At 42.8% G+C, this 19,665-nt stretch carries 18 protein-coding genes; 15 read left to right on the top strand and 3 right to left on the bottom strand.

Going from position 1 to position 19,665, the window contains the following annotated elements; all coding sequences use genetic code 11:
• Positions 1-13 precede the first annotated feature (13 nt).
• Both KUA50_RS14080 and KUA50_RS14075 read right to left on the bottom strand, forming a co-directional pair.
• Entirely contained in the window at positions 14-1,339 is a 1,326-nt protein-coding gene (locus tag KUA50_RS14080; protein WP_256624118.1) for a glycoside hydrolase family 28 protein, read from the bottom strand.
• A 254-nt stretch (positions 1,340-1,593) separates the two neighbouring features.
• The gene (locus KUA50_RS14075; protein WP_218456004.1) at positions 1,594-2,922 is read right to left on the bottom strand and encodes an inositol-3-phosphate synthase; all 1,329 of its coding nucleotides are present in this window, start codon (positions 2,920-2,922) and stop codon (positions 1,594-1,596) included.
• 355 nt (positions 2,923-3,277) lie between these two features.
• Between KUA50_RS14075 and argR the strand changes: the two genes are divergently transcribed.
• The 7 genes from argR to KUA50_RS14040 all read left to right on the top strand — a co-directional run bounded on the left by argR (position 3,278) and on the right by KUA50_RS14040 (position 9,313).
• Positions 3,278-3,754 (top strand): arginine repressor, encoded by a 477-nt coding sequence (gene argR / locus KUA50_RS14070; protein WP_022110423.1) that lies wholly within the window; start codon positions 3,278-3,280, stop codon positions 3,752-3,754.
• Between the two features lie 89 nt (positions 3,755-3,843).
• Complete coding sequence (locus KUA50_RS14065) at positions 3,844-4,449, top strand: GNAT family N-acetyltransferase (RefSeq protein WP_118117278.1); 606 nt, start codon at positions 3,844-3,846, stop codon at positions 4,447-4,449.
• Positions 4,450-4,529: 80 nt separating this feature from the next.
• Positions 4,530-5,732, top strand: coding sequence for an argininosuccinate synthase (locus KUA50_RS14060; RefSeq protein WP_218456003.1), 1,203 nt, complete (start codon positions 4,530-4,532; stop codon positions 5,730-5,732).
• Positions 5,733-5,735: 3 nt separating this feature from the next.
• Positions 5,736-6,737, top strand: a complete 1,002-nt coding sequence (argC, locus tag KUA50_RS14055) for an N-acetyl-gamma-glutamyl-phosphate reductase (protein ID WP_218456002.1) — start codon at positions 5,736-5,738, stop codon at positions 6,735-6,737.
• A gap of 109 nt (positions 6,738-6,846) precedes the next feature.
• Positions 6,847-7,989 carry an aspartate aminotransferase family protein gene (locus KUA50_RS14050; protein WP_218456001.1) on the top strand — a complete coding sequence of 381 codons (1,143 nt, stop codon included), beginning with the start codon at positions 6,847-6,849 and terminating at the stop codon, positions 7,987-7,989.
• 671 nt (positions 7,990-8,660) lie between these two features.
• Positions 8,661-8,885 (top strand): hypothetical protein, encoded by a 225-nt coding sequence (locus KUA50_RS14045; protein WP_218456000.1) that lies wholly within the window; start codon positions 8,661-8,663, stop codon positions 8,883-8,885.
• Positions 8,886-8,890: 5 nt separating this feature from the next.
• The gene (locus KUA50_RS14040) at positions 8,891-9,313 is read left to right on the top strand and encodes a putative toxin-antitoxin system toxin component, PIN family (protein WP_218455999.1); all 423 of its coding nucleotides are present in this window, start codon (positions 8,891-8,893) and stop codon (positions 9,311-9,313) included.
• On the opposite strand, the gene KUA50_RS14035 is transcribed toward KUA50_RS14040, so the two are convergent.
• Positions 9,286-9,993, bottom strand: coding sequence for a hypothetical protein (locus tag KUA50_RS14035; protein WP_218455998.1), 708 nt, complete (start codon positions 9,991-9,993; stop codon positions 9,286-9,288). The genes KUA50_RS14040 and KUA50_RS14035 overlap by 28 nt on opposite strands.
• Positions 9,994-10,560: 567 nt before the next feature.
• On the opposite strand from KUA50_RS14035, the gene KUA50_RS14030 reads away from it, so the two are divergent.
• From KUA50_RS14030 to KUA50_RS13995, 8 genes are all read left to right on the top strand, one after another.
• Entirely contained in the window at positions 10,561-10,929 is a 369-nt protein-coding gene (locus KUA50_RS14030) for a LytTR family DNA-binding domain-containing protein (protein WP_218455997.1), read from the top strand.
• Between the two features lie 5 nt (positions 10,930-10,934).
• Positions 10,935-11,456, top strand: coding sequence for an energy transducer TonB (locus KUA50_RS14025; protein ID WP_218455996.1), 522 nt, complete (start codon positions 10,935-10,937; stop codon positions 11,454-11,456).
• Between the two features lie 12 nt (positions 11,457-11,468).
• Positions 11,469-12,527 (top strand): tetratricopeptide repeat protein, encoded by a 1,059-nt coding sequence (locus KUA50_RS14020; protein WP_218455995.1) that lies wholly within the window; start codon positions 11,469-11,471, stop codon positions 12,525-12,527.
• A 21-nt stretch (positions 12,528-12,548) separates the two neighbouring features.
• Entirely contained in the window at positions 12,549-14,624 is a 2,076-nt protein-coding gene (locus KUA50_RS14015) for an outer membrane beta-barrel protein (RefSeq protein WP_218455994.1), read from the top strand.
• A 123-nt stretch (positions 14,625-14,747) separates the two neighbouring features.
• Positions 14,748-15,530, top strand: coding sequence for a pyrroline-5-carboxylate reductase (gene proC, locus KUA50_RS14010; RefSeq protein WP_134843665.1), 783 nt, complete (start codon positions 14,748-14,750; stop codon positions 15,528-15,530).
• A 154-nt stretch (positions 15,531-15,684) separates the two neighbouring features.
• A complete protein-coding gene (locus tag KUA50_RS14005) occupies positions 15,685-17,235 on the top strand; it encodes a PQQ-like beta-propeller repeat protein (protein WP_218455993.1) in 1,551 nt (516 codons plus the stop codon).
• 78 nt (positions 17,236-17,313) lie between these two features.
• On the top strand, positions 17,314-17,868 hold the full coding sequence (locus tag KUA50_RS14000) for a helix-turn-helix domain-containing protein (protein WP_218455992.1): 555 nt from the start codon (positions 17,314-17,316) through the stop codon (positions 17,866-17,868).
• 36 nt (positions 17,869-17,904) lie between these two features.
• On the top strand, positions 17,905-19,563 hold the full coding sequence (locus tag KUA50_RS13995) for an AMP-binding protein (protein ID WP_218455991.1): 1,659 nt from the start codon (positions 17,905-17,907) through the stop codon (positions 19,561-19,563).
• Positions 19,564-19,665 lie beyond the last annotated feature (102 nt).

Here is a 19,665-nt window from a genome sequence, read left to right as displayed (position 1 = left end):
GCATATAGAAATATTAATCATCTATGCCGAAAGTCTTTCCGCCATAGTTGATCTTAGGATCTGCAATTACTTTCAGGTCATCTACCTCCACATTGGTGGCTTGTTCCACATAGACTCCATATACCTTATTATATATAAAGCCCTCACCACGACATGGACGCTTATCATAGACGCCACCATCGTAAGAAGTCACTTTCTTCAGATTCAAATGAACATTGTTGAGATAAATATCGCGAACTTTATCCTTAGTATCTCCTCCGATAAAGCACCCGTTTTCAGAAGTTGCATAAATATTATTGAAGTAAATGCGGCTCACTTCTCCACACTTACCTACGGTCTGTCCTTTAGTGAAACGCCAGTTGGCATCCTTATGATTACCATTGGCACGAGGATAAGAAGTCACATAGATAGGTTCCGCCTTTCCCCACCAGACATCACTCCAAAGATGACAATCTAAAATAATATTAGAGAAGACCACATCCGTCACAGTACCTTCATCACGATTCTGGATACCCAAACCACGGTTACTGCCCTTGATCACACAATTGTCTATCACCACATGATAGATGGAATCCATATTCTCGCTGCCTATCTTGACTGTACAACTGCGACTTTCCATCACGCAATTGGTCACTACGATGTCATGACAAGAACCATACTCCTCAAACTCACGTCGGTTTTTCAGACAAATGGCATCATCACCACTCGTAATATGACAGTTGGCAATACGTACATTCTTGCTATGATCAATATCAATACCATCACCATTGCGTATTTTCAGATTATTCAGAAGATTAATTCCATCTATCAAAGCACCATCACAGCCTATCAGATGAACTGTCCAATAGGCACCTTCACAAATCGTAATATCACGGATAGACAGATTCTTCACACCTATCAGCGTGAGGACATGAGGACGAGGATCGAAGGTTGTTACAGGTTTCAGCTCATAACTATCAAACAACTCTGCTCCCATAAACTGAATACCATTGCCATGAATCGTACCATGTCCAGAGAAAGACAGATTTTCTATATCCTTAGCCCAAATCCACATCATACCTTCACCTTCATTCTTACCAAAGGCACTTTTCCGATAGATGCTTTCATCAGGATTCGCTTTCCAGACGGAATGGGTTTCCAGGACTATATTGACATTAGACTTCAATTCGACTGGTCCAGAAAGAAATGTATGATTAGCAGAGAAAACGACATTGCCTCCTCCTGCTTGCGAACAAGCGTCGATGGTTTTCTGAATGGCAGAAGCATCATCTGTCACCCCATTGCCTTTAGCTCCAAAATCCACTACGAGAAAATCTTTGGCCAAAGCAACAAACGGCATTGCCAACAGCAATATCCAAAATAAAGTAATTCGTTTTATCATGAAAGTTTAGTCTTGTTGAATGTTGTATTTAGGTTCATTTATGTTGCAAATGTAAACAAAATAATAATAAGTTGCAAATTTTTCGCACATTATTTTATCAAAAGACCTCAAAATTTAACACTTTAGCAAGTATAGAGCATAAGAAAAAGTGTACCAGACACTCTTTAAGCGTTGAGCACCTGGTACACCTTATTATATATAAGAGAGAAAATTTAATCAATCTCTTCGTCTGCTTCATAGCCGCCCATCTCGCGGATAGCATTCTTGAGCATGGTATATTGCTGATACAGATTGTTGACTGCCTCCTCACCTTGTGTATAATCATGCATAGGAGCCTTGAGGAAGAAGCTCAAGAAACGCTGGATACCATAACGGCCAGCACGGGCAGCAAGGTCACTCAACAGGGTAAGGTCGAGCAACAATGGTGCTGCAAGAATTGAGTCACGGCAAAGGAAGTTGATCTTGATCTGCATAGGATAGCCCATCCAACCGAAGATATCGATATTATCCCAGCCTTCCTTGTTGTCATTGCGTGGTGGATAATAATTGATACGTACTTTGTGATAATACTGAGTATCTTCATCGTTACCATGACCATAGAGATCTGGCTGTACGTCTGGCTTCAAGATGGTTTCGAGAGTAGAAAGTTTACTTACCTCCTTGGTGTGGAAGTTTGCAGGCTCATCCAGTACAAGTCCATCACGGTTGCCAAGAATATTAGTTGAGAACCATCCGCTCAAACCAAGGCAACGAGCACCGATCATAGGAGCAAATCCACTCTTTACCAAAGTCTGACCAGTTTTGAAATCCTTACCGGCAATAGGCATCTTGGTCTTCTCTGCCAATTCCCACATAGCAGGAATATCCACAGTTGTATTAGGAGCACCCATGATAAAAGGAGCACCCTCTGTCAAGGCAGCATAAGCATAGCACATAGATGGAGCAACATGCTCACGGTCGTCAGCCTTCATCGCCTCTTCCAAAGCAGCCAATGTGCCATGAATCTTCTCATCTACTGGTACATAGATTTCTGTAGAAGCAGCCCAGATTACAACGATACGGGCACAACCGTTCTTCTCCTTGAAGTCACGGATATCTTGACGGAGAGCTTCTACCATCTCCCAACGGGTCTTGCAATCCTTCACATTGTCACCAGTCAGACGCTTCGCATAATTCTTGTCGAACGCAGCCTTCATCGGAACGATTTTCTCCAGTTCATCTTTTACCGGATTAATATCCTTTTCCTTCAACACCTCAGCATACATCGCTGCTTGGTAGGCATTCTGTGGATAAACATCCCAAGTACCAAACACGATATCATCCAATTTTGCGAGAGGCACGATGTCCTGATAATGCAAATACTGCTTGTCTGCACCACGCCCCACACGAATCTTATCATACTGAGTCATAGAACCAACAGGCTTTGTCAAGCCTTTGCGAGTCATCAACACACCAGTCATAAAAGTAGTGGCAACAGCACCACAACCTACAACCATAATACCAAGTTTGCCATCTGCTGGCTTTACATTGTTTTGTTTCATCACCTTTTGTTAAAAATTTGATTATTAGAATTAATGTTTGGCAAAGATACCAAAAACTTTCAATAAATAGCGGGTTTTCGCATTCAATTCTCCTAAAATTTAGAAATATTAGCTTATAAAGCAGAAAATTACTACTAAAAGAATACAGAAGTGAATAAACGGATGCATACTTACAAGATTTACTGCATATTATTTCATTTTGCAAGAAAGAATACGATTATGCGCATATTTATGCGCTTTTAAAACAGTAATATGATATTTTATCACATATTAGTGCAATTTTATTGCAATTTATTTGGTAGTTTAGTGATATTATTGTATTTTTGCAAGCGAAATCCGAATAATAATACATCATATGAAGGTAAAGAATAGTAGAATGGAAACCCTGAAGATGCTTATCTCAAGTCAAGAGTTAAGTTCACAGGAAGAAGTTTTGAAGGCCTTGTCAAAAGAAGGTTATAAGCTTACGCAAGCCACTTTAAGCCGCGACTTGAAACAACTGAAAGTTGCCAAAGCCGCCTCTATGAATGGTAAATATGTATATGTACTCCCTAATGAAACCATGTACAAGCGAGTTTCCAATCCTCGTTCGCTCAAAGAAATGATGATGACCCCTGGATTTCTATCCATCAACTTTTCTGGAAACATGATTGTCATCAAGACTCGTCCGGGTTATGCCAGCAGTATTGCATATAACATTGACAATCATGACATTCCTGAAATCTTGGGTACAATTGCTGGAGATGACACGATTTTCCTGGTAAAGAAAGAAGATGCTTCTGAGGAAGCACTCCTGAAATCACTCGCAAATGCCATTCCAGAACTGAAGTAAGACATACGAGAACAAAATAGAATCTCATGCATATCTATGCATGCTTTTTCATATAAGATAACAAGAACATTATAATAAAAGAAAGAGAAATGGAAGAAGTTAAAGTAATGGTGGCTGACGAAAGTCACATCAAGTACATCGACACCATTCTGACTACAATTGCAGAAGCTGCAAAGAAGCGTGGTTCTGGTATCGCCAAGCGTTCACCAGAGTATGTTGCCACCAAGATGCGCGAAGCCAAGGCGGTCATCGCTCTCCAGGGCGAAAAGTTCGCAGGTTTCAGCTACATCGAAACATGGGGCAACAAGCACTATGTCACCACATCAGGTTTGATCGTTCATCCAGACTTCAGAGGTTTGGGATTGGCTAAACGTATCAAAAACTTGACCTTTACGCTTGCCCGACAGCGATGGCCTCATGCAAAAATCTTCTCTTTGACATCAGGTTCGGCTGTGATGAAAATGAACACCCAGTTGGGCTATCTTCCTGTCACATTCGCCGACCTGACCGATGATGAGTCTTTCTGGCGTGGTTGCGAGGGTTGCATCAACGTGGATGTCCTCCATCGCACCAACCGCAAATACTGCATCTGCACCGCCATGCTCTTCGACCCAGAGGAACATCTTCCTATCAAACTTCCTCAGGACGTGATAGAGAGAATCCGCAAGATTGACGGTCCATCTGCAGAGATTTAAATCCTTATATATAATTAAGGTATTGACAAGAATGCCAATTTAATATTTCACATTTAACATTTCACATTAATCATAAGATTATGGCAAATAAGAAAGTTGTAGTCGCTTTTAGCGGCGGTCTCGATACATCATACACAGTAATGAAGTTGACCCAGGATGGCTGGGATGTTTATGCAGCATGCGCTAACACAGGTGGTTTCTCTGCCGAGCAGTTGAAGACCAACGAGGAGAACGCATATAAGTTGGGTGCCAAGGCATACGTCACTCTCGACGTTACCCACGAGTATTACGAGAAATCATTGAAATACATGATTTTCGGTAATGTGCTCCGCAACAACTGCTACCCTATCTCTGTATCTTCTGAGCGTATCTTCCAGGCTATCGCCATCGCTCGTTATGCCAAGGAGATTGGTGCTGATGCCATCGCTCACGGAAGTACAGGTGCCGGTAACGACCAGATTCGTTTCGACATGACCTTCCTGGTAATGGCTCCTGGTGTAGAGATCATCACATTGACTCGTGACAAGGCGCTTTCTCGTAAGGAGGAGGTTGACTACCTGAACGAGCACGGTTTCTATGCAGACTTCACCAAGTTGAAGTATTCTTATAACGTAGGTATCTGGGGAACCAGTATCTGCGGTGGTGAGATTCTCGACCCAACCCAGGGTCTCCCTGAAGAGGCTTATCTGAAGCACGTTACTGCCAAGGAAGAAGAGGCTGAACTGAAGATTACCTTCGAGAAGGGTGAGATCGTGGCTGTCAACGGCGAGAAGTTTGATAATAAGATTGCAGCCATCCAGAAGATTGAGGAGATTGGTGCATCTTACGCCATCGGTCGCGACTGCAACGTGGGTGACACCATCATCGGTATCAAGGGTCGTGTAGGTTTCGAGGCTGCCGCTCCTAAGCTCATCATCGAGGCACACCGCCTGTTGGAGAAGAGCACATTGAGCAAGTGGCAGCAGTATTGGAAGGACCAGGTTGGCAACTGGTACGGAATGTTCCTCCACGAGAGCCAGTACCTGGAACCTGTGATGCCGGATATCGAGGCAATGCTGACTTCTTCTCAGCGCAACGTCAACGGTACTGCTATCCTGAAGCTTCGTCCATACAGTTTCCAGACTGTAGGTATCGATTCACCAGACGATTTGACCAAGTCTAAGCTCGGTGAGTATGGTGAGATGCAGCATGGTTGGACAGCCGAGGATGCGAAGGGCTTCATCAAGGTAAGCTCTACCCCACTCCGTGTTTATTATGGTATGCACCCTAACGAGGAAAGATAAATTATGATTAGAGTAGGTATTTTAGGAGCAGCTGGTTATACAGGAGGTGAGTTGATTCGCCTCCTTATCAACCATCCTGAGGCAGAGATTGTATTCGCCAACAGCGAGAGTAACGCCGGCAACCTGGTGACTGAGGTTCACGAGGGATTGTATGGTGAAACTGATTTGAAGTTTACCGCCGAGATGCCTTTCGACCAGGTGGATGTCATCTTCTTCTGCTTCGGTCACGGCAAGAGCGAGGCGTTCCTGAAGGAGCACAATGTTCCGGAGAACGTGAAGATTATCGACCTGGCACAGGACTTCCGTCTTGCCCCAGAGACTGTGGTTGCTACCCAGCAGCCAACCCCAGCCGCTCACGATTTCGTATATGGTCTTCCAGAAATAAATGAATCTAAGATAGCCACAGCTCAGCACGTAGCAAACCCAGGTTGTTTTGCAACTTGCATTCAACTTGGTTTGTTGCCTGCTGCTAAGATGGGCCTCATCAACAGCGATGTTTCTGTTAACGCCATTACTGGTAGCACTGGCGCTGGTCAGAAACCAGGTGCCACTACCCATTTCTCATGGCGCAACAACAACATGAGCATCTACAAGGCATTCAACCATCAGCACGTGCCTGAGATTTGTCAGAGTCTGAAGCAGACACAAGGTTATCTCGATGCAGCCATCGACTTCATCCCTTACCGTGGTGACTTCGCCCGTGGTATCTTCGCTACAGAAGTTGTGAAGACCGATAAGCCAATCGAAGAAATCGTGGCTGGTTACAAGGAGTTCTACAAGGATGCCAAGTTTACCCACTATGTGGATAAGGCTATCGACCTGAAGCAGGTGGTAAATACCAACAAGTGCCTGGTTCATGTGGATAAGTATGGCGATAAGCTCCTCATCACTTCCTGCATCGACAATCTCTTGAAGGGTGCCGTAGGTCAGGCTGTTCAGAACATGAACATCATGTTTGGTCTCGACCAGACAGCAGGTTTGAAACTCAAGCCATCAGCATTTTAGATAAAAGAATTCGGAAGAACGGATGAAAAATCATTCGTTCTTCTATCATAAAAAATAGTTTGTAATAAGATAACTCTATGAGTTGTCTTTCTTAAAACATAGATTTAACATGAAACTTTACGACGTATATCCTCTTTTCGATATTAATATTGTAAAAGGACAGGGCTGCAAGGTATGGGACGATAAGGGTCAGGAATATCTCGACCTCTATGGCGGTCATGCCGTTATCAGCATCGGTCATTGCCATCCTCACTATGTGGAGATGCTCACCAACCAGTTGAACAACCTGGGTTTCTATTCCAACTCTGTCATCAACAAGTTGCAGGTGAAACTCGCTGAGCGTCTGGGCAAGATAAGCGGTTATGAAGATTATCAGTACTTCCTCATCAACTCTGGGGCCGAGGCAAATGAGAATGCCTTGAAGCTGGCTTCATTCACCAACGGAAGAACCCGCGTACTCTCTTTAGAAAAGGCTTTCCACGGCAGAACATCCCTTGCCGTAGAGGTAACAAATAATCCTAAGATCATCGCTCCTATCAATGATAATGGTCACGTAACCTATCTTCCTATCAACGATCTGGAGGCTTGGGAGAAGGAACTTGCCAAGGGTGATGTATGTGCTTGTATCATTGAGGCGATCCAGGGCGTAGGTGGCTGCAACATGGTAACTCCTGAGTTTGCTCAGGGCTTGCAGGCAGCCTGCAAGAAATACGGCACCTTCCTGATTTGCGATGAAATCCAGTGCGGTTATGGCAGAAGCGGTAAGTTCTTCGCTCACCAGTGGTTGGGCATCAAGCCTGATCTCATCACCGTAGCCAAGGGTATCGGTAACGGTTTCCCTATGGGTGGCGTGTTGATTTCTCCAGAGTTTACTCCTGTATATGGTCAGTTGGGTACAACTTTCGGTGGCAACCACCTGGCATGTACTGCCGCTCTCGCCGTTCTCGATGTCTTCGAGAAGGAGAACCTGGTAGAAAATGCGCATGAAGTTGGTGAATATCTCATCGCCCAGTTGAAAGAATTGCAGAAGCGCAACAGTCACATCACAGAGGTTCGTGGCCGTGGTTTGATGGTAGGCGCCGTACTCGACATTCCTCACAAGGAAGTTCGCAGCAAGCTCATCCACGAGCAGCACTGCTTCACCGGTTGCGCCGGCACCAACATTCTCCGTATCCTCCCTCCATTGGTATTGACCAAGGAGAATGTGGATGACTTCATCGGAAGATTGGAAACCGTATTGAAGGAAGTTTAAATCCGTTGAGATAAGGATATAAAGAAAACACAACCCATAAAAGAAAGAGAAAGAAAAGAAAGAGAGCGGCAGTCGAATATATTTTTGGCTGTCGCTCTTGTTCTTCTTATCATATTCTTCACAAAACGAATCCACAGGTTCAAAAAACACGATACCCCAAAACATACTTTTGCATCAGATGTATGTTTCCGACGAGGCAAGTCCGCAATACAACTTCTGTACTTCATCCATAATGTAGAGGGTCATACATAATAAATCTTTCCATATATTGTATTCTTGCTGCAAAAGACTGAAAAACAATGTGATAGCAAAATTTATCACATTTTTATGAGGGACTTTTCGGGCTATCCATACACTTTTATGAGGGACTTTATGCTTTTTTGTCATCAAACCAAGACAACAACGTGAATTCATCATTGTTCTATGTTTCTTCCGAAAGAAGAAAATATGTACCAATGGGATTCATAAAGAGAGGCATAATCCATTTTAAGATTACACCTCTCTTTTCTTTAATTTCCAAATGGTGCACTTACTATGCGTTTTGCATGTTATGGCAAAAATGACATTTACGTTTGTTTTACGTTAAAATAAAACAAGAAGTTTGGCGGTGTGAGAAGAAAAATGTATTTTTGTATCCTGAAAACATTTTAAACGTTTAAAATGAGAAGCTTATGGAACAGACAACAATATTTAATCCTGTGCAGCAGCATTTGTTGAAAATGTTTGCCTTTGATGGTTCAGAAGCAAGACTTTTGGAGGTGAAGACAGTATTAGCAAACTATTTTCGTAAAAAAGCAGATGAATGTTTAGATTCTCTTTGGGATTCAGGAGTATTGAATCAAGCAAAATTGGATGAGTTACGTCATCAGGATTTACATGCCATGTTGAAAAAATAATGGGTATGGAAAAAATAGTACTCGATACTAATAGCCTCATACAGTGTATATCGTCAAGGAGTCCTTATCGTAAAATTTGGGACAGTTTCTTTGACGGTACTAATCTCTTGTGTGTTACAACTTCCATACTGAATGAATACGAGGAAATTCTCAATTTTCTGACAAATGAAGATACAGCAAAGTATATCATAGATGCAATCGTAAGTAGTCCATATACAAGGTTTGTCAATGTCTATTTTGATTTTAACCTAATCCAAAAAGATCCAGATGACAATAAGTTTGTGGACTGCGCTATAACAGCTGGTGCCAGGTATATAGTAACAGAGGATCATCATTATGATGTCTTGAAGTGGAAGGATTTTCCAGGACTTGACATTATTGGATTAGATGATTTCTTGGCTCATCTAAAGAATAATCCCAATCTGTGAGCTGATGGGCTTACAGATTGGGATAAAATATTGGCAGAACATATAATTTTCCTAAATGCGACTTTTCCACGTACATTAGCCGAAATTTCGTTATCTATAGCAACAGTATCTTTTTGTATTTCAATTGGCTCTATTTCCAACAGATCAAAAATTATTTTATCTGAATTGCAAATTTCATTCTTGAATTTAGAGATATTTTTATTAGAAGCATTATTCAAATATACGACAATTCTATTTTGAATAGGTCTGATACCAACAGCAACCCACCCAATTTCGTCTCGCAATGCAGCTTTCTTGGCAAAAGATACTTTCAATTTAGCGTTTAATTCTTTTAATTCTTGAAGAGAATAAGTACAAGATACAAATGTCACATTTGAATTTGTGCCTAGTCTTTTCTTTATATCTTCTATTCCTTTTGGACTTCCATTTTTGACCATGACAATAAGTTTATTTGCCTTGACATATGAGCCTCCAAAATATTCTGGTGTTATTATGTCATCAGATGTTGTGTTGTTTTCCCTTACTGCAACATTTGCATAAGAATCATATAACTTTTCATTAAGTTGTTCTATGTTGCTTGCATAAGAAGGACTACACTTATTACTATTCTCTGCACAAGAAGAGATAAATCCTAAAAGGATTAAAGAGAAGATTGTAAAGTATAAATTCTTACTATTCATAGTTGATAAAATTTAATAATACTACAGCATGGGTTAGTTCCACCCATCGAGTCGGACTCATCGTAAAAGCATTTGAGTCCGCCTCTTTCAAAAGGGGGTCGAATTCGCCCCCTTTAAAATTAGGGTTGTTCAACTGCTCTCAAAGTCCTAAGTACTCCAAGGTGTTTTTGGAACGCAACCAATTCTTTACCACATCTTTGGGCTCAATGGGATTCTTCTGCCTTGCTATATCGGTAATGCAGATGTTATCAACACCATCTTTGGTTAGTGTTTTTTCGTTTGGTTTCTTACAATAATCTTTGCCATAAGATATTTGTTTTTGCATTCATTTTTAGATTTTTGCGTTGTCGGTTTCCCGATTGCGAATGCGAATATACGAAAAATATCGCTAAAATGGGAACAAAAGAATAAAAAACGGATGAAATTCTGACATAAAACTTGTTTTTCTCTTATCTTATGGGTTAAATACGTACTTTTACAAAACAAAGCCATAGGTCCACAAAAAACACGATACATCCAGCCATACATTTTAAATATTATGCTTATCTTTGCACCAAACTTATCAGTATGGAAGAATTTCTCATCATATCAAATGCCAACTTCTTGCTCAGAGTGGCTTCCGAACAGATAGCATACGTCTGTTCGGAAGGAAGCTATTGCAATCTTCGACTCACCAACGGTGATGAATACACCTTCTCGTTCAACCTTGTGGTCTTTGAGAAGAAAATAGTAGAGCAACTTGCCCAAACGGCACACTTCTTCGCTCGTGTTGGCAGAAACTACATTATTAATAGTCAGCACATTTTCAGCATCAACCTCAACACTTCAGAACTAGTCTTGTACAACGAGTGGTTTCGCGAGAAATTCACCCTGCACGTCAGCAAGGAACCACTCAAACAATTAAAAGCACTTTTAGACAACCCCATAAAATCGTAAAAGGTATGAAAGGAAAAGACAATCAGGAAGAAACTTATTTCCTGGGCAAAGCACAGGAAACAAGATACACAAAATCTCATATATATAAAAAGGTATTTGGGATAGCCGCTTGCGTGATAGTAATAATAGGTATAACCATCGTCCTTATGTTCAAACAGCAAAGCGTATCACAACCTCATGTATTAAAGACGATAGCAGTTTTGCCAGAAGGTGGCCAGATGCCTATCTTCAACGGCAATGGCGACATCAACGATTTCTTGAGATGGGTGATGACAAACATCCAATATCCTAAAGGATTGGAAGACAAGCCTGCACGAGTAGTCATCAACTTCACCGTGCAAAAGGATGGAACATTGGGATTGTTTAAAGTTCTCGAAGCTCCCAAAGAAAAAGCCTACGAGCAGACTGTGATTGAACTTCTCAAGAGAAGCCCTCATTGGAAGCCTGCTCGACTCTCCGATGGCGAAGAAGTCAACATGGAGTTTACCTTGCCTGTCGTTTTCACTCCCGAAGTAAGAAAGAAATAATCAGCAAAAACGATGAAACAGTTTAGATTGATCCTTATATTATGGCTATGTATGGCAATGAATGGCAAGGCCAACGAGACCACAGCTAATTTACTTCAACAAGGAGATAGCTGTTTGAGTAGATATGATGTATTTCATGCAACCCAATACTACCAAAAGTATTTGGAAACGAATCCATCTCACCTGGAAGCACGCAGGAAACTGGCTTCCTGCTATCGGAAAGTAGGCAACTACACCGCCTGCATTTCTTGCCTTGACAAAATTCCATCAGATAGCATCAACCACGAAGACATGCGAATGTACTATTATGCTTATCTCAATCAGAACAACAATGACAAGGTTTCTCTCTGGGGGGAACGCATCGCATTCTTATTCCCTTACGACAGTGAAATTATCGCTTCGCTTGCCGTGCATTACAATGGGGTGAACAAACCAGACAGAGCAGAAAAAGTGACGAAGAATTACATTTCTCAATGTGATTCTACGAACTTATATGTAAACAAGGAATATGCCTATTCCCTATTCATGCAATTCAAATACGATGAGGCTATACCCTTGTATGATAAACTGATAGCACAAGGATTTGATAATTTCGAATCCAACTTCATCCTTGGTCTCTGTTATGAGGACCAGCCGGACAATGAAAAGGCGCTGAAACATTACCAGAAAGCAGTTCAGTTCAAAAGCGACAATGCCACTTGCCTTTTCCACTTGGCTTTGATAGAGAAATCCTTCTGCATGGATTCATTGTCTATGGCTCATTTCAACCAGTCGTTAGAGGTTTCCTTGCCAAAAGACAGAGCTTTGCGAACCTATAAATGGCTAGCCGACTTACATTTTCAACACAGCCGATATGCAGACGCAGCACGTGACTTTGAGTTAAGCATCCTTTACGATGAAGAAGACGACCCGCTCAACTATTACAATGCCACCCAAATGTTCATCGCTTCCAAGAACAAGCTGAAAGCGAAACTGTATCTCCAGATGTTCTTAGCAAATGCAAACAAACTGGAAGATAAAAAAGAGGCAGCACAACTCATATCCAAAGCCAAAGAGCAACTCAAGCAATAACCATCAAACTCACATAAATACATGAAAATAAATTTTATCTTAGGTTCAGCATTATTGCTGAGCCAGCCCCTTTGCGCTCAAAACGAAGAGGTAAAAGACACGCTTACCACCCAGATGATGATGCAAAACCTGCCCGAGGTTTTCGTCAAGGCGACACGTCCTATCGTCAAGGCTGAAAGAGGACAGTTGGTTTACAACATACCACTGCTCATAGAGAAAATGCCGGCAGACAACGCTTATGATGCCCTTACACGAATACCAGGAGTAAACGAACTAAACGGCAACATCAATTATGCAGGAAAGGAACTGACTCTCATCATCAACGGCAAACCAACCACGCTCAATTATGCACAACTGGCAGAGCGATTAAAAGCCATGCCCGCATCACAATTAGCCAAAGCCGAAGTGATGCTGGCAGCGCCAGCACGCTTACATGTTCGTGGAATGGTCATCAACCTGATTACCAAAGACTATGTAGGAAAGAACCTGCTTTCAGGACAAATACAAAGCATCTGGAGCCAAAGCAAATACGGAGAAGGGGAAGGCAAAGGCAACCTGCTGTTCCAAAAAGGAAAATTCGGACTGGATGCCATGTATTCATTTACAGATGGAACATCATACGGTGAAACTACTACCAATGCCAATCATCCCCTTCAAGGGAAACGAGTAGCGTATCATGACAAGACCTCACAGAAAACCCTTGGATTGACTCACAACTATCGCTTGGGACTGAGTTATGCATTTGCTGATAACCACCAGCTATCCCTGGCATATACAGGAAAATGGGACAGCAGTCATCCTCATCATGAAACGATGGGAACAGGCACATCCCAGCAACAGGGCAATGAACATACCTACCTGCACAATGTAGATGCCAGCTACAACCTGCCCTTTGGACTACAAATAGGCATATCCTATATCAACTACCAAAATCCCAGCCAGCAATATCTGGAAGGAACAATACTTGACGAAGAACGTATTCTATACACAAACAGCAAGCAGGTAATAGACAAATGGCTTTTCACCGCCGATCAATCCCACTCATTGAAGAAGGGTTGGGAACTGTCGTATGGTATGAAATTCCAAAACAGCAACAACAGAAGCTACCAAGCCACGACCAACAAGGATGGAGCAGACATTCCAGATGCAACCAGCCAGGTGAATATCGAAGAAAGAATCTTGAGTTTCTATGGCGGCATTAGCAAACAAATAAACGAGCGAATCAGCTTGGAAGCCTCTGTAGAAGCGGAGCAGTACCATTCTCCACAATGGAACAAATGGCATATTTATCCCACACTTAATGCATCGTGGAAAGCCAATCCTGGCAACATACTCAACTTATCCTTCAGTTCCAGCTCACAGTTTCCTAGCTATTGGTCAACTATGAGCAGCATTTACTATGCCTCTACCTATATGGAGATATGGGGAAATCCTCATCTCAAGCCTTACTCTACATACGAGACCGACTTGATGTGGACGATCAAAAGTCGCCATACATTGATGGTATTTGCAGAGTTCCAACCCAACTATTCTGTGCAGTTGCCTTATCAGACTACCGACCACCTGGCAGTCATCATGAAGGAGACCAATTTCGACTATAACCATACTATGGGCATTAGAGCATCGACGACTTTCGGAATAGGCAATTGGCTGGAGGGAAATGTTTCTGTCACAGGAATCTACAGACATGACAAGAGTAACGATTTCTTTGACTTGACCTTCAATCGCAAACATATCTCTGCCATTCTTGCCGGAAATCTATCCGCCCAGCTTAGCCGAAGCCATCACATCCATTTCATACTTAACCCATTCTATCAGTCGAAAGCCATTCAAGGACTCTATGACATCAAATCAGTCTTTCTCCTGAATGCTATGTTGAGGTGGGCTTCCGATAATGATAAATGGAGCATTGTGATTAAAGGCAGCAATATCTTCAACGAGGGATTCTCTACAAAATCAGTACAAGGCAATCAAGATTATCACATGAATATCAAGCAAGATTGGGCATCAGCCTCCATCTCCATCATCTACAAGATAGGCAAGTACAAGGAGAAGAATACTAAGGACGTGGATACTTCCAGAATGGGAGTAAACTAGCGAATTTCTTAAAAAATCGTCAGCAAACCAGCGTGTTTTCTTAAAAAATCGTCAATAAACTACTCTTTTTCTGATAAAAGTCGTATCTTTGCACCGTAATTGCATTTTAACTATAAGAAGACAATGAAAATAACAATTATCGGAGCTGGTGCTATGGGCGGTGCCATGGCAGAAGGCTTATTGAAGAGTGAGAACTTCACTCCTTCAGATATTACGGTATCTGACCACAACCAACCAGTATTGGATCACTTCGCAAGCGAAGGAGCCAGCGTAACCCTCGACAACCAGTTGGCTTGTCACGGCGCAGATATCGTATGCGTAGTTGTAAAGCCTTGGTGCGTGGAGAAAACTTTGAAAGGTATCAAGGATGTACTTGACTACAAAAGCCAGAAACTCGTAGTAGTTGCAGCCGGTGTTCCATCAGCCAATATCAAGGAATGGCTTGACAAGGACGGTTCTACCCCAACATTCTTCCTGGTAATGCCAAATATCGCTATCGCTTACAAACAGTCGATGACATTCATCACTCCAATTGATGCATCTGCTACAGAGAGTAAGCAAATTACAGATATATTTGATGAATTGGGCGAGAGCCTCATCATGGAAGAACGCCTTTTCCCTGCAGCCACAGCCATGTCATGTGCCATTGCTTATGCGATGCGCTATGTAAGAGCCAATGTGGAAGGCGGCGTAGAGATGGGCTTCAAAGCTAAGGATGCACAGAAGATTGTACTCCAGACTGTGAAGGGTGCTGTAGAATTACTGCAAGAGACAGGCGAACACCCAGAGGCTGCCATTGATAAGGTTACTACTCCTGGCGGCTGTACCATCAAGGGTCTCAACACCATGGAACAAGGAGGTTTCACTTCTGCCGTCATCAACGGCTTGCTGGCAGGTAAAAAATAAAAATATTCCATCACAAGAAGTGTATTGTAATAGTCGATACACTTCTTTTTTTTCTTATCGAAAATTTCCAGTAAAAGTCTTTGGCGTATTCATTTTTTCTTCGTATTTTTGTCCCCGACAATCTAAACGCTTGAAATTTAAAACCAATCAGAAGATGAATTACCATAAAAATCATGGCAATCTCAAAAGATGCTGGAGACTTATATTCTGTTCACTAAGCATATTATTAGGTGCCTGCACAACAAAAGTTGTCAAGCAACAAGACAACCAACCTATAGAGGATAGTACTGAAATCGAAGTCAACACAACTGTTCTTCCCCTACCAGACACCTTGTATCCGTCGGCAGAGAGAGTGCGCTACGATGTTGAAATCAAAGATTCCAGCGACCTCACCTTGTCCTCTTTGGAGAGTCTCTATGATGGGGAAGATGTACTGACTTTCAGGAAAACCCTACTGCGTGATGCCAACTTTGGCGGTAAGGTAACAGGAACACCTGCTACCATAGACACGGCATGGGTATTTCATACCTATTATAATACAGAGCAGACGAAATATGGAATCTGGGGAGGAGGTTCCGGATGGACAGGTCAGCCTCTTTATCACAAGAAGAGAAATGAGATTATGGTTGGATCTCTATGCGGCAGAGTCTATTTCATCGACTACAATACAGGAAAGGCGACAAGACAAGCAATAGACGTGACCAACACGATAAAGGGAACTCCATCGCTCGATCCTACTCTCGACAACCTCTATGTCGGACAGGGTGTTCCCTATCACCAACCATTCGGAAGTTTGACCATAGATCTGAAAAAGAACCAGATAACCGATTTCTTCGGACATGACCCAAAAGCACGCCGCGGTTGGAATGCTTTCGACTCATCGCCAGTAGTCGTAGGAGACTTCCTTTTCTGGCCTGGCGAAAACGGATGTCTGTATAAATTCCGCAGAGTCCAAGGCAAGCTTACACTTGCAGCAGCATTACGCTATACCATCAACGGTTCGGCTCCTGGAGTAGAGAACAGTCTCTGCGTATATCGCAACTACGGTTTCTTCGGAGACAATCATGGCAACATTCTTGCCGTCAACTTAAATACGATGAAACCAGTTTGGAGTTACAACAACCATGACGACATAGATGGCAGTATCGTATGCAAAGTAGAAAAAGACACACCTTATATATATTGTGGCTGCGAAGTGGACAAACAGGGAAATGAAGGTATTTGTCATATCGTAAAATTGGATGGAAGAAACGGCAATCGTATCTGGAATTTGCAGATACCTTGCAAACGCTTTACCTTAGGAGAAAAGGCGCTTGATGGCGGTATGTATTGTACTCCATTATTAGGAATGGGCGATTGCAGCCATCTTCTTTTCGCCAATATTTGCCGAAACGGAGCTGATGGAAAGGGAGCAGGATCTGCCGAAATGATAGCCGTCGATATTCAAACAGGTAAGATAGTCCACTCGACCCAGCTGAACCAGTTTGCGTGGTCATCACCTGTAGGATTCTTAAACGAGAAGAACGAAATGTATATTTTCACAGGCGACTCTGGTGGAACCACATATCTTATCCGCGCCAAGACCGGAGAAATACTGTGTAAGAAGCATTTTGCTCACAACTTTGAATCATCGCCATTGGTCATTGGCAATACCGCTATCGTAGGCTCCCGACAAAACGGAATCTATAAATTCGTTATCAAATAGAGGATTAACGCTGATTTTTCTTGCTCATATCAGCAAAAATTAGTACTTTTGCCCACAAACCAATAAAAATATAGAAATATGGACGAAGCAATCAAGCAAATCGGCGAGAGACTGAAAGGTCTTCGCGAGGTTCTCAACATCCCTGCAGAGGAGGTAGCTGAGCTTTGTGACATCAGTCTCGACCATTATCTCAAAATAGAGACAGGAGAGGCAGACCCTTCTGTGTATCGCCTCTCAAAGATATCCAAGCGGTATGGTATCGACCTTGACGTATTACTCTTCGGCGAGGAACCTCGCATGAAGGGATACTACGTGACCCGCAAGGGACAGGGACCGGAGATTGACCGTAACAACCAATATAAGTACCAGAGCCTTGCCGTTGGTTTCAAAGACAGAAAGGTAAATCCTTTCATGGTTCAGGTTGACCCATTACCTGGTAATGAGAAACCAAATAAGAACGGACACGACGGACAGGAATATGATTATGTGATAGAAGGAACACTTGAGGTAACCATCGAAGAAAAAGTCATGGTACTCAACCCTGGTGACAGCATCTATTTCGACAGCAAGAAACAACATTGTTTCCGTTCCCTCAATGGGGAACCTGCCAAGTTTCTTTGTATCATTATCTAAATAGAGAATTCAATTCTCTAAGCAAATCAAACAATTATGATTGAGAGATTTTTAAAACAAACTAAATTTACTTCAGAACAAGACTTCAAGGAGCATCTGGAGTTCATTATACCAGAAGATTTCAACTTTGCCTACGATGTAATGGACGAGTGGGCAAAAATCAAGCCAGACCATGTTGCACTGCTTTGGACAAGTGAACGTGGCGAGGAGATACGTTTTACATACAAGGATCTGAAAGAACAGAGCGACAAGGCTGCTGCCTACTTCCAGAGCCTCGGCATTGGTCATGATGATAAGGTAATGCTTATCCTGAAGCGCCACTATCAGTGGTGGCTTGCCATGCTCGGACTCCACAAGATAGGAGCCGTAGCCATTCCTGCCACCCACATGCTCACCAAGCATGACATCGTATATCGCAACAATGCCGCCAGCGTAAAAGCCATCATCTGCTGCGGCGATGATTACGTGGTAGAGCAAATTGAAGAGGCTATGCCAGAGAGTCCTACCGTCAAGACCCTAATCAGTATCGGTCCAGATATTCCTGAAGGTTTCCACGACTGGATGAAGGAGTGGAACGAATGCGCTCCTTTCGTTCGCCCGGAACATGTAAATTCCAATGAAGATACGCTCCTGATGTATTTCACATCAGGTACGACAGGCGAGCCAAAGATGGTGGCCCACGACCACCTCTATGCCCTCGGTCATCTGACCACGGGTGTATATTGGCACAATCTCCACGAGAACTCCATCCACCTGACCGTAGCCGATACCGGTTGGGGAAAGGCTGTTTGGGGCAAACTCTACGGTCAATGGTTTGCCGGAGCTACCGTCTTCGTATTCGATCACGAGAAGTTTACGGCTGATAAGATTATGCGCCAGATAGAAAAATATCATATCACTTCTTTCTGCGCCCCTCCTACTATCTACCGTTTCATGATTCAGGAGGATTTCTCCAAGTACGACCTCAGCAGTCTCGAATATTGTACAACTGCGGGTGAAGCGATGAATCCATCCGTAGCAGAAACCTTCCAGAAACTGACTGGTGTACAGATTTACGAGGGCTTCGGACAGACCGAAACCACCATGACATTAGGAACCTTCCCTTGGATCAAACCAAAACCAGGAAGCATGGGCAAGCCTAACCCACAATATGATGTTCACATCCTTCGCCCAGACATGACAGAGTGTGAGGATGGTGAAAAGGGTGAGATTTGCATCCGCATCGGTGATAACAAACCGCTTGGACTCTTCAAGTATTATTACCGTGACGAAAAGCAGACCAAGTCTGTGTGGCATGACGGTTACTATCACACGGGCGATATGGCTTGGCGTGACGAGGAAGGCTACTTCTGGTTTGAGGGCAGAATCGATGATGTGATCAAGAGTTCCGGTTATCGCATCGGTCCTTTCGAGGTAGAAAATGCCCTGATGACTCATCCTGCCGTAGTAGAGTGCGCCATCACCGGTGTACCAGACCCAATCCGCGGCATGGTAGTCAAGGCAACCGTCGTACTAAAGGATGAATACAAGAATATGGCAGGTCCAGACCTCATCAAGAAGCTGCAGGATCATGTGAAGCACGAGACTGCTCCTTATAAATATCCTCGCATCATCGAATTCGTAGATGAATTGCCAAAGACCATCTCTGGCAAGATTCGAAGAGTAGAGATTCGAGAAAAGGACGGAGTTAAGTGAAAAACGAAGAGTGAAGAGTGAAGAATTCTCTTGCTTTAACAAGCTAAAATTTGATATAAAAAAGCTATTGAATTCTTCACTCTTCACTTTAACATATATCAT

Source organism: Segatella hominis (assembly GCF_019249725.2).
Taxonomy (GTDB): Bacteria; Bacteroidota; Bacteroidia; order Bacteroidales; family Bacteroidaceae; genus Prevotella.
Note: the sequence above shows the minus strand (reverse complement) of the source record. Positions and strands in the feature narration are given on the sequence as shown.

What these genes read in the sequence shown, in the direction of transcription:
- KUA50_RS14065 (WP_118117278.1), top strand. Translation starts at nt 3,844, where the DNA reads ATGGAAGAAGTTAAAGTAATGGTGGCTGACGAAAGTCACATCAAGTAC.
- KUA50_RS14035 (WP_218455998.1), bottom strand. Translation starts at nt 9,993, where the DNA reads ATGAATAGTAAGAATTTATACTTTACAATCTTCTCTTTAATCCTTTTA.
- KUA50_RS14030 (WP_218455997.1), top strand. Translation starts at nt 10,561, where the DNA reads ATGGAAGAATTTCTCATCATATCAAATGCCAACTTCTTGCTCAGAGTG.
- KUA50_RS14075 (WP_218456004.1), bottom strand. Translation starts at nt 2,922, where the DNA reads ATGAAACAAAACAATGTAAAGCCAGCAGATGGCAAACTTGGTATTATG.
- KUA50_RS14080 (WP_256624118.1), bottom strand. Translation starts at nt 1,339, where the DNA reads ATGCCGTTTGTTGCTTTGGCCAAAGATTTTCTCGTAGTGGATTTTGGA.
- KUA50_RS14040 (WP_218455999.1), top strand. Translation starts at nt 8,891, where the DNA reads ATGGAAAAAATAGTACTCGATACTAATAGCCTCATACAGTGTATATCG.
- KUA50_RS14015 (WP_218455994.1), top strand. Translation starts at nt 12,549, where the DNA reads ATGAAAATAAATTTTATCTTAGGTTCAGCATTATTGCTGAGCCAGCCC.
- KUA50_RS14025 (WP_218455996.1), top strand. Translation starts at nt 10,935, where the DNA reads ATGAAAGGAAAAGACAATCAGGAAGAAACTTATTTCCTGGGCAAAGCA.
- argR (WP_022110423.1), top strand. Translation starts at nt 3,278, where the DNA reads ATGAAGGTAAAGAATAGTAGAATGGAAACCCTGAAGATGCTTATCTCA.
- proC (WP_134843665.1), top strand. Translation starts at nt 14,748, where the DNA reads ATGAAAATAACAATTATCGGAGCTGGTGCTATGGGCGGTGCCATGGCA.
- KUA50_RS14000 (WP_218455992.1), top strand. Translation starts at nt 17,314, where the DNA reads ATGGACGAAGCAATCAAGCAAATCGGCGAGAGACTGAAAGGTCTTCGC.
- KUA50_RS14005 (WP_218455993.1), top strand. Translation starts at nt 15,685, where the DNA reads ATGAATTACCATAAAAATCATGGCAATCTCAAAAGATGCTGGAGACTT.
- KUA50_RS14060 (WP_218456003.1), top strand. Translation starts at nt 4,530, where the DNA reads ATGGCAAATAAGAAAGTTGTAGTCGCTTTTAGCGGCGGTCTCGATACA.
- KUA50_RS14020 (WP_218455995.1), top strand. Translation starts at nt 11,469, where the DNA reads ATGAAACAGTTTAGATTGATCCTTATATTATGGCTATGTATGGCAATG.
- KUA50_RS14045 (WP_218456000.1), top strand. Translation starts at nt 8,661, where the DNA reads ATGGAACAGACAACAATATTTAATCCTGTGCAGCAGCATTTGTTGAAA.
- KUA50_RS14050 (WP_218456001.1), top strand. Translation starts at nt 6,847, where the DNA reads ATGAAACTTTACGACGTATATCCTCTTTTCGATATTAATATTGTAAAA.
- KUA50_RS13995 (WP_218455991.1), top strand. Translation starts at nt 17,905, where the DNA reads ATGATTGAGAGATTTTTAAAACAAACTAAATTTACTTCAGAACAAGAC.
- argC (WP_218456002.1), top strand. Translation starts at nt 5,736, where the DNA reads ATGATTAGAGTAGGTATTTTAGGAGCAGCTGGTTATACAGGAGGTGAG.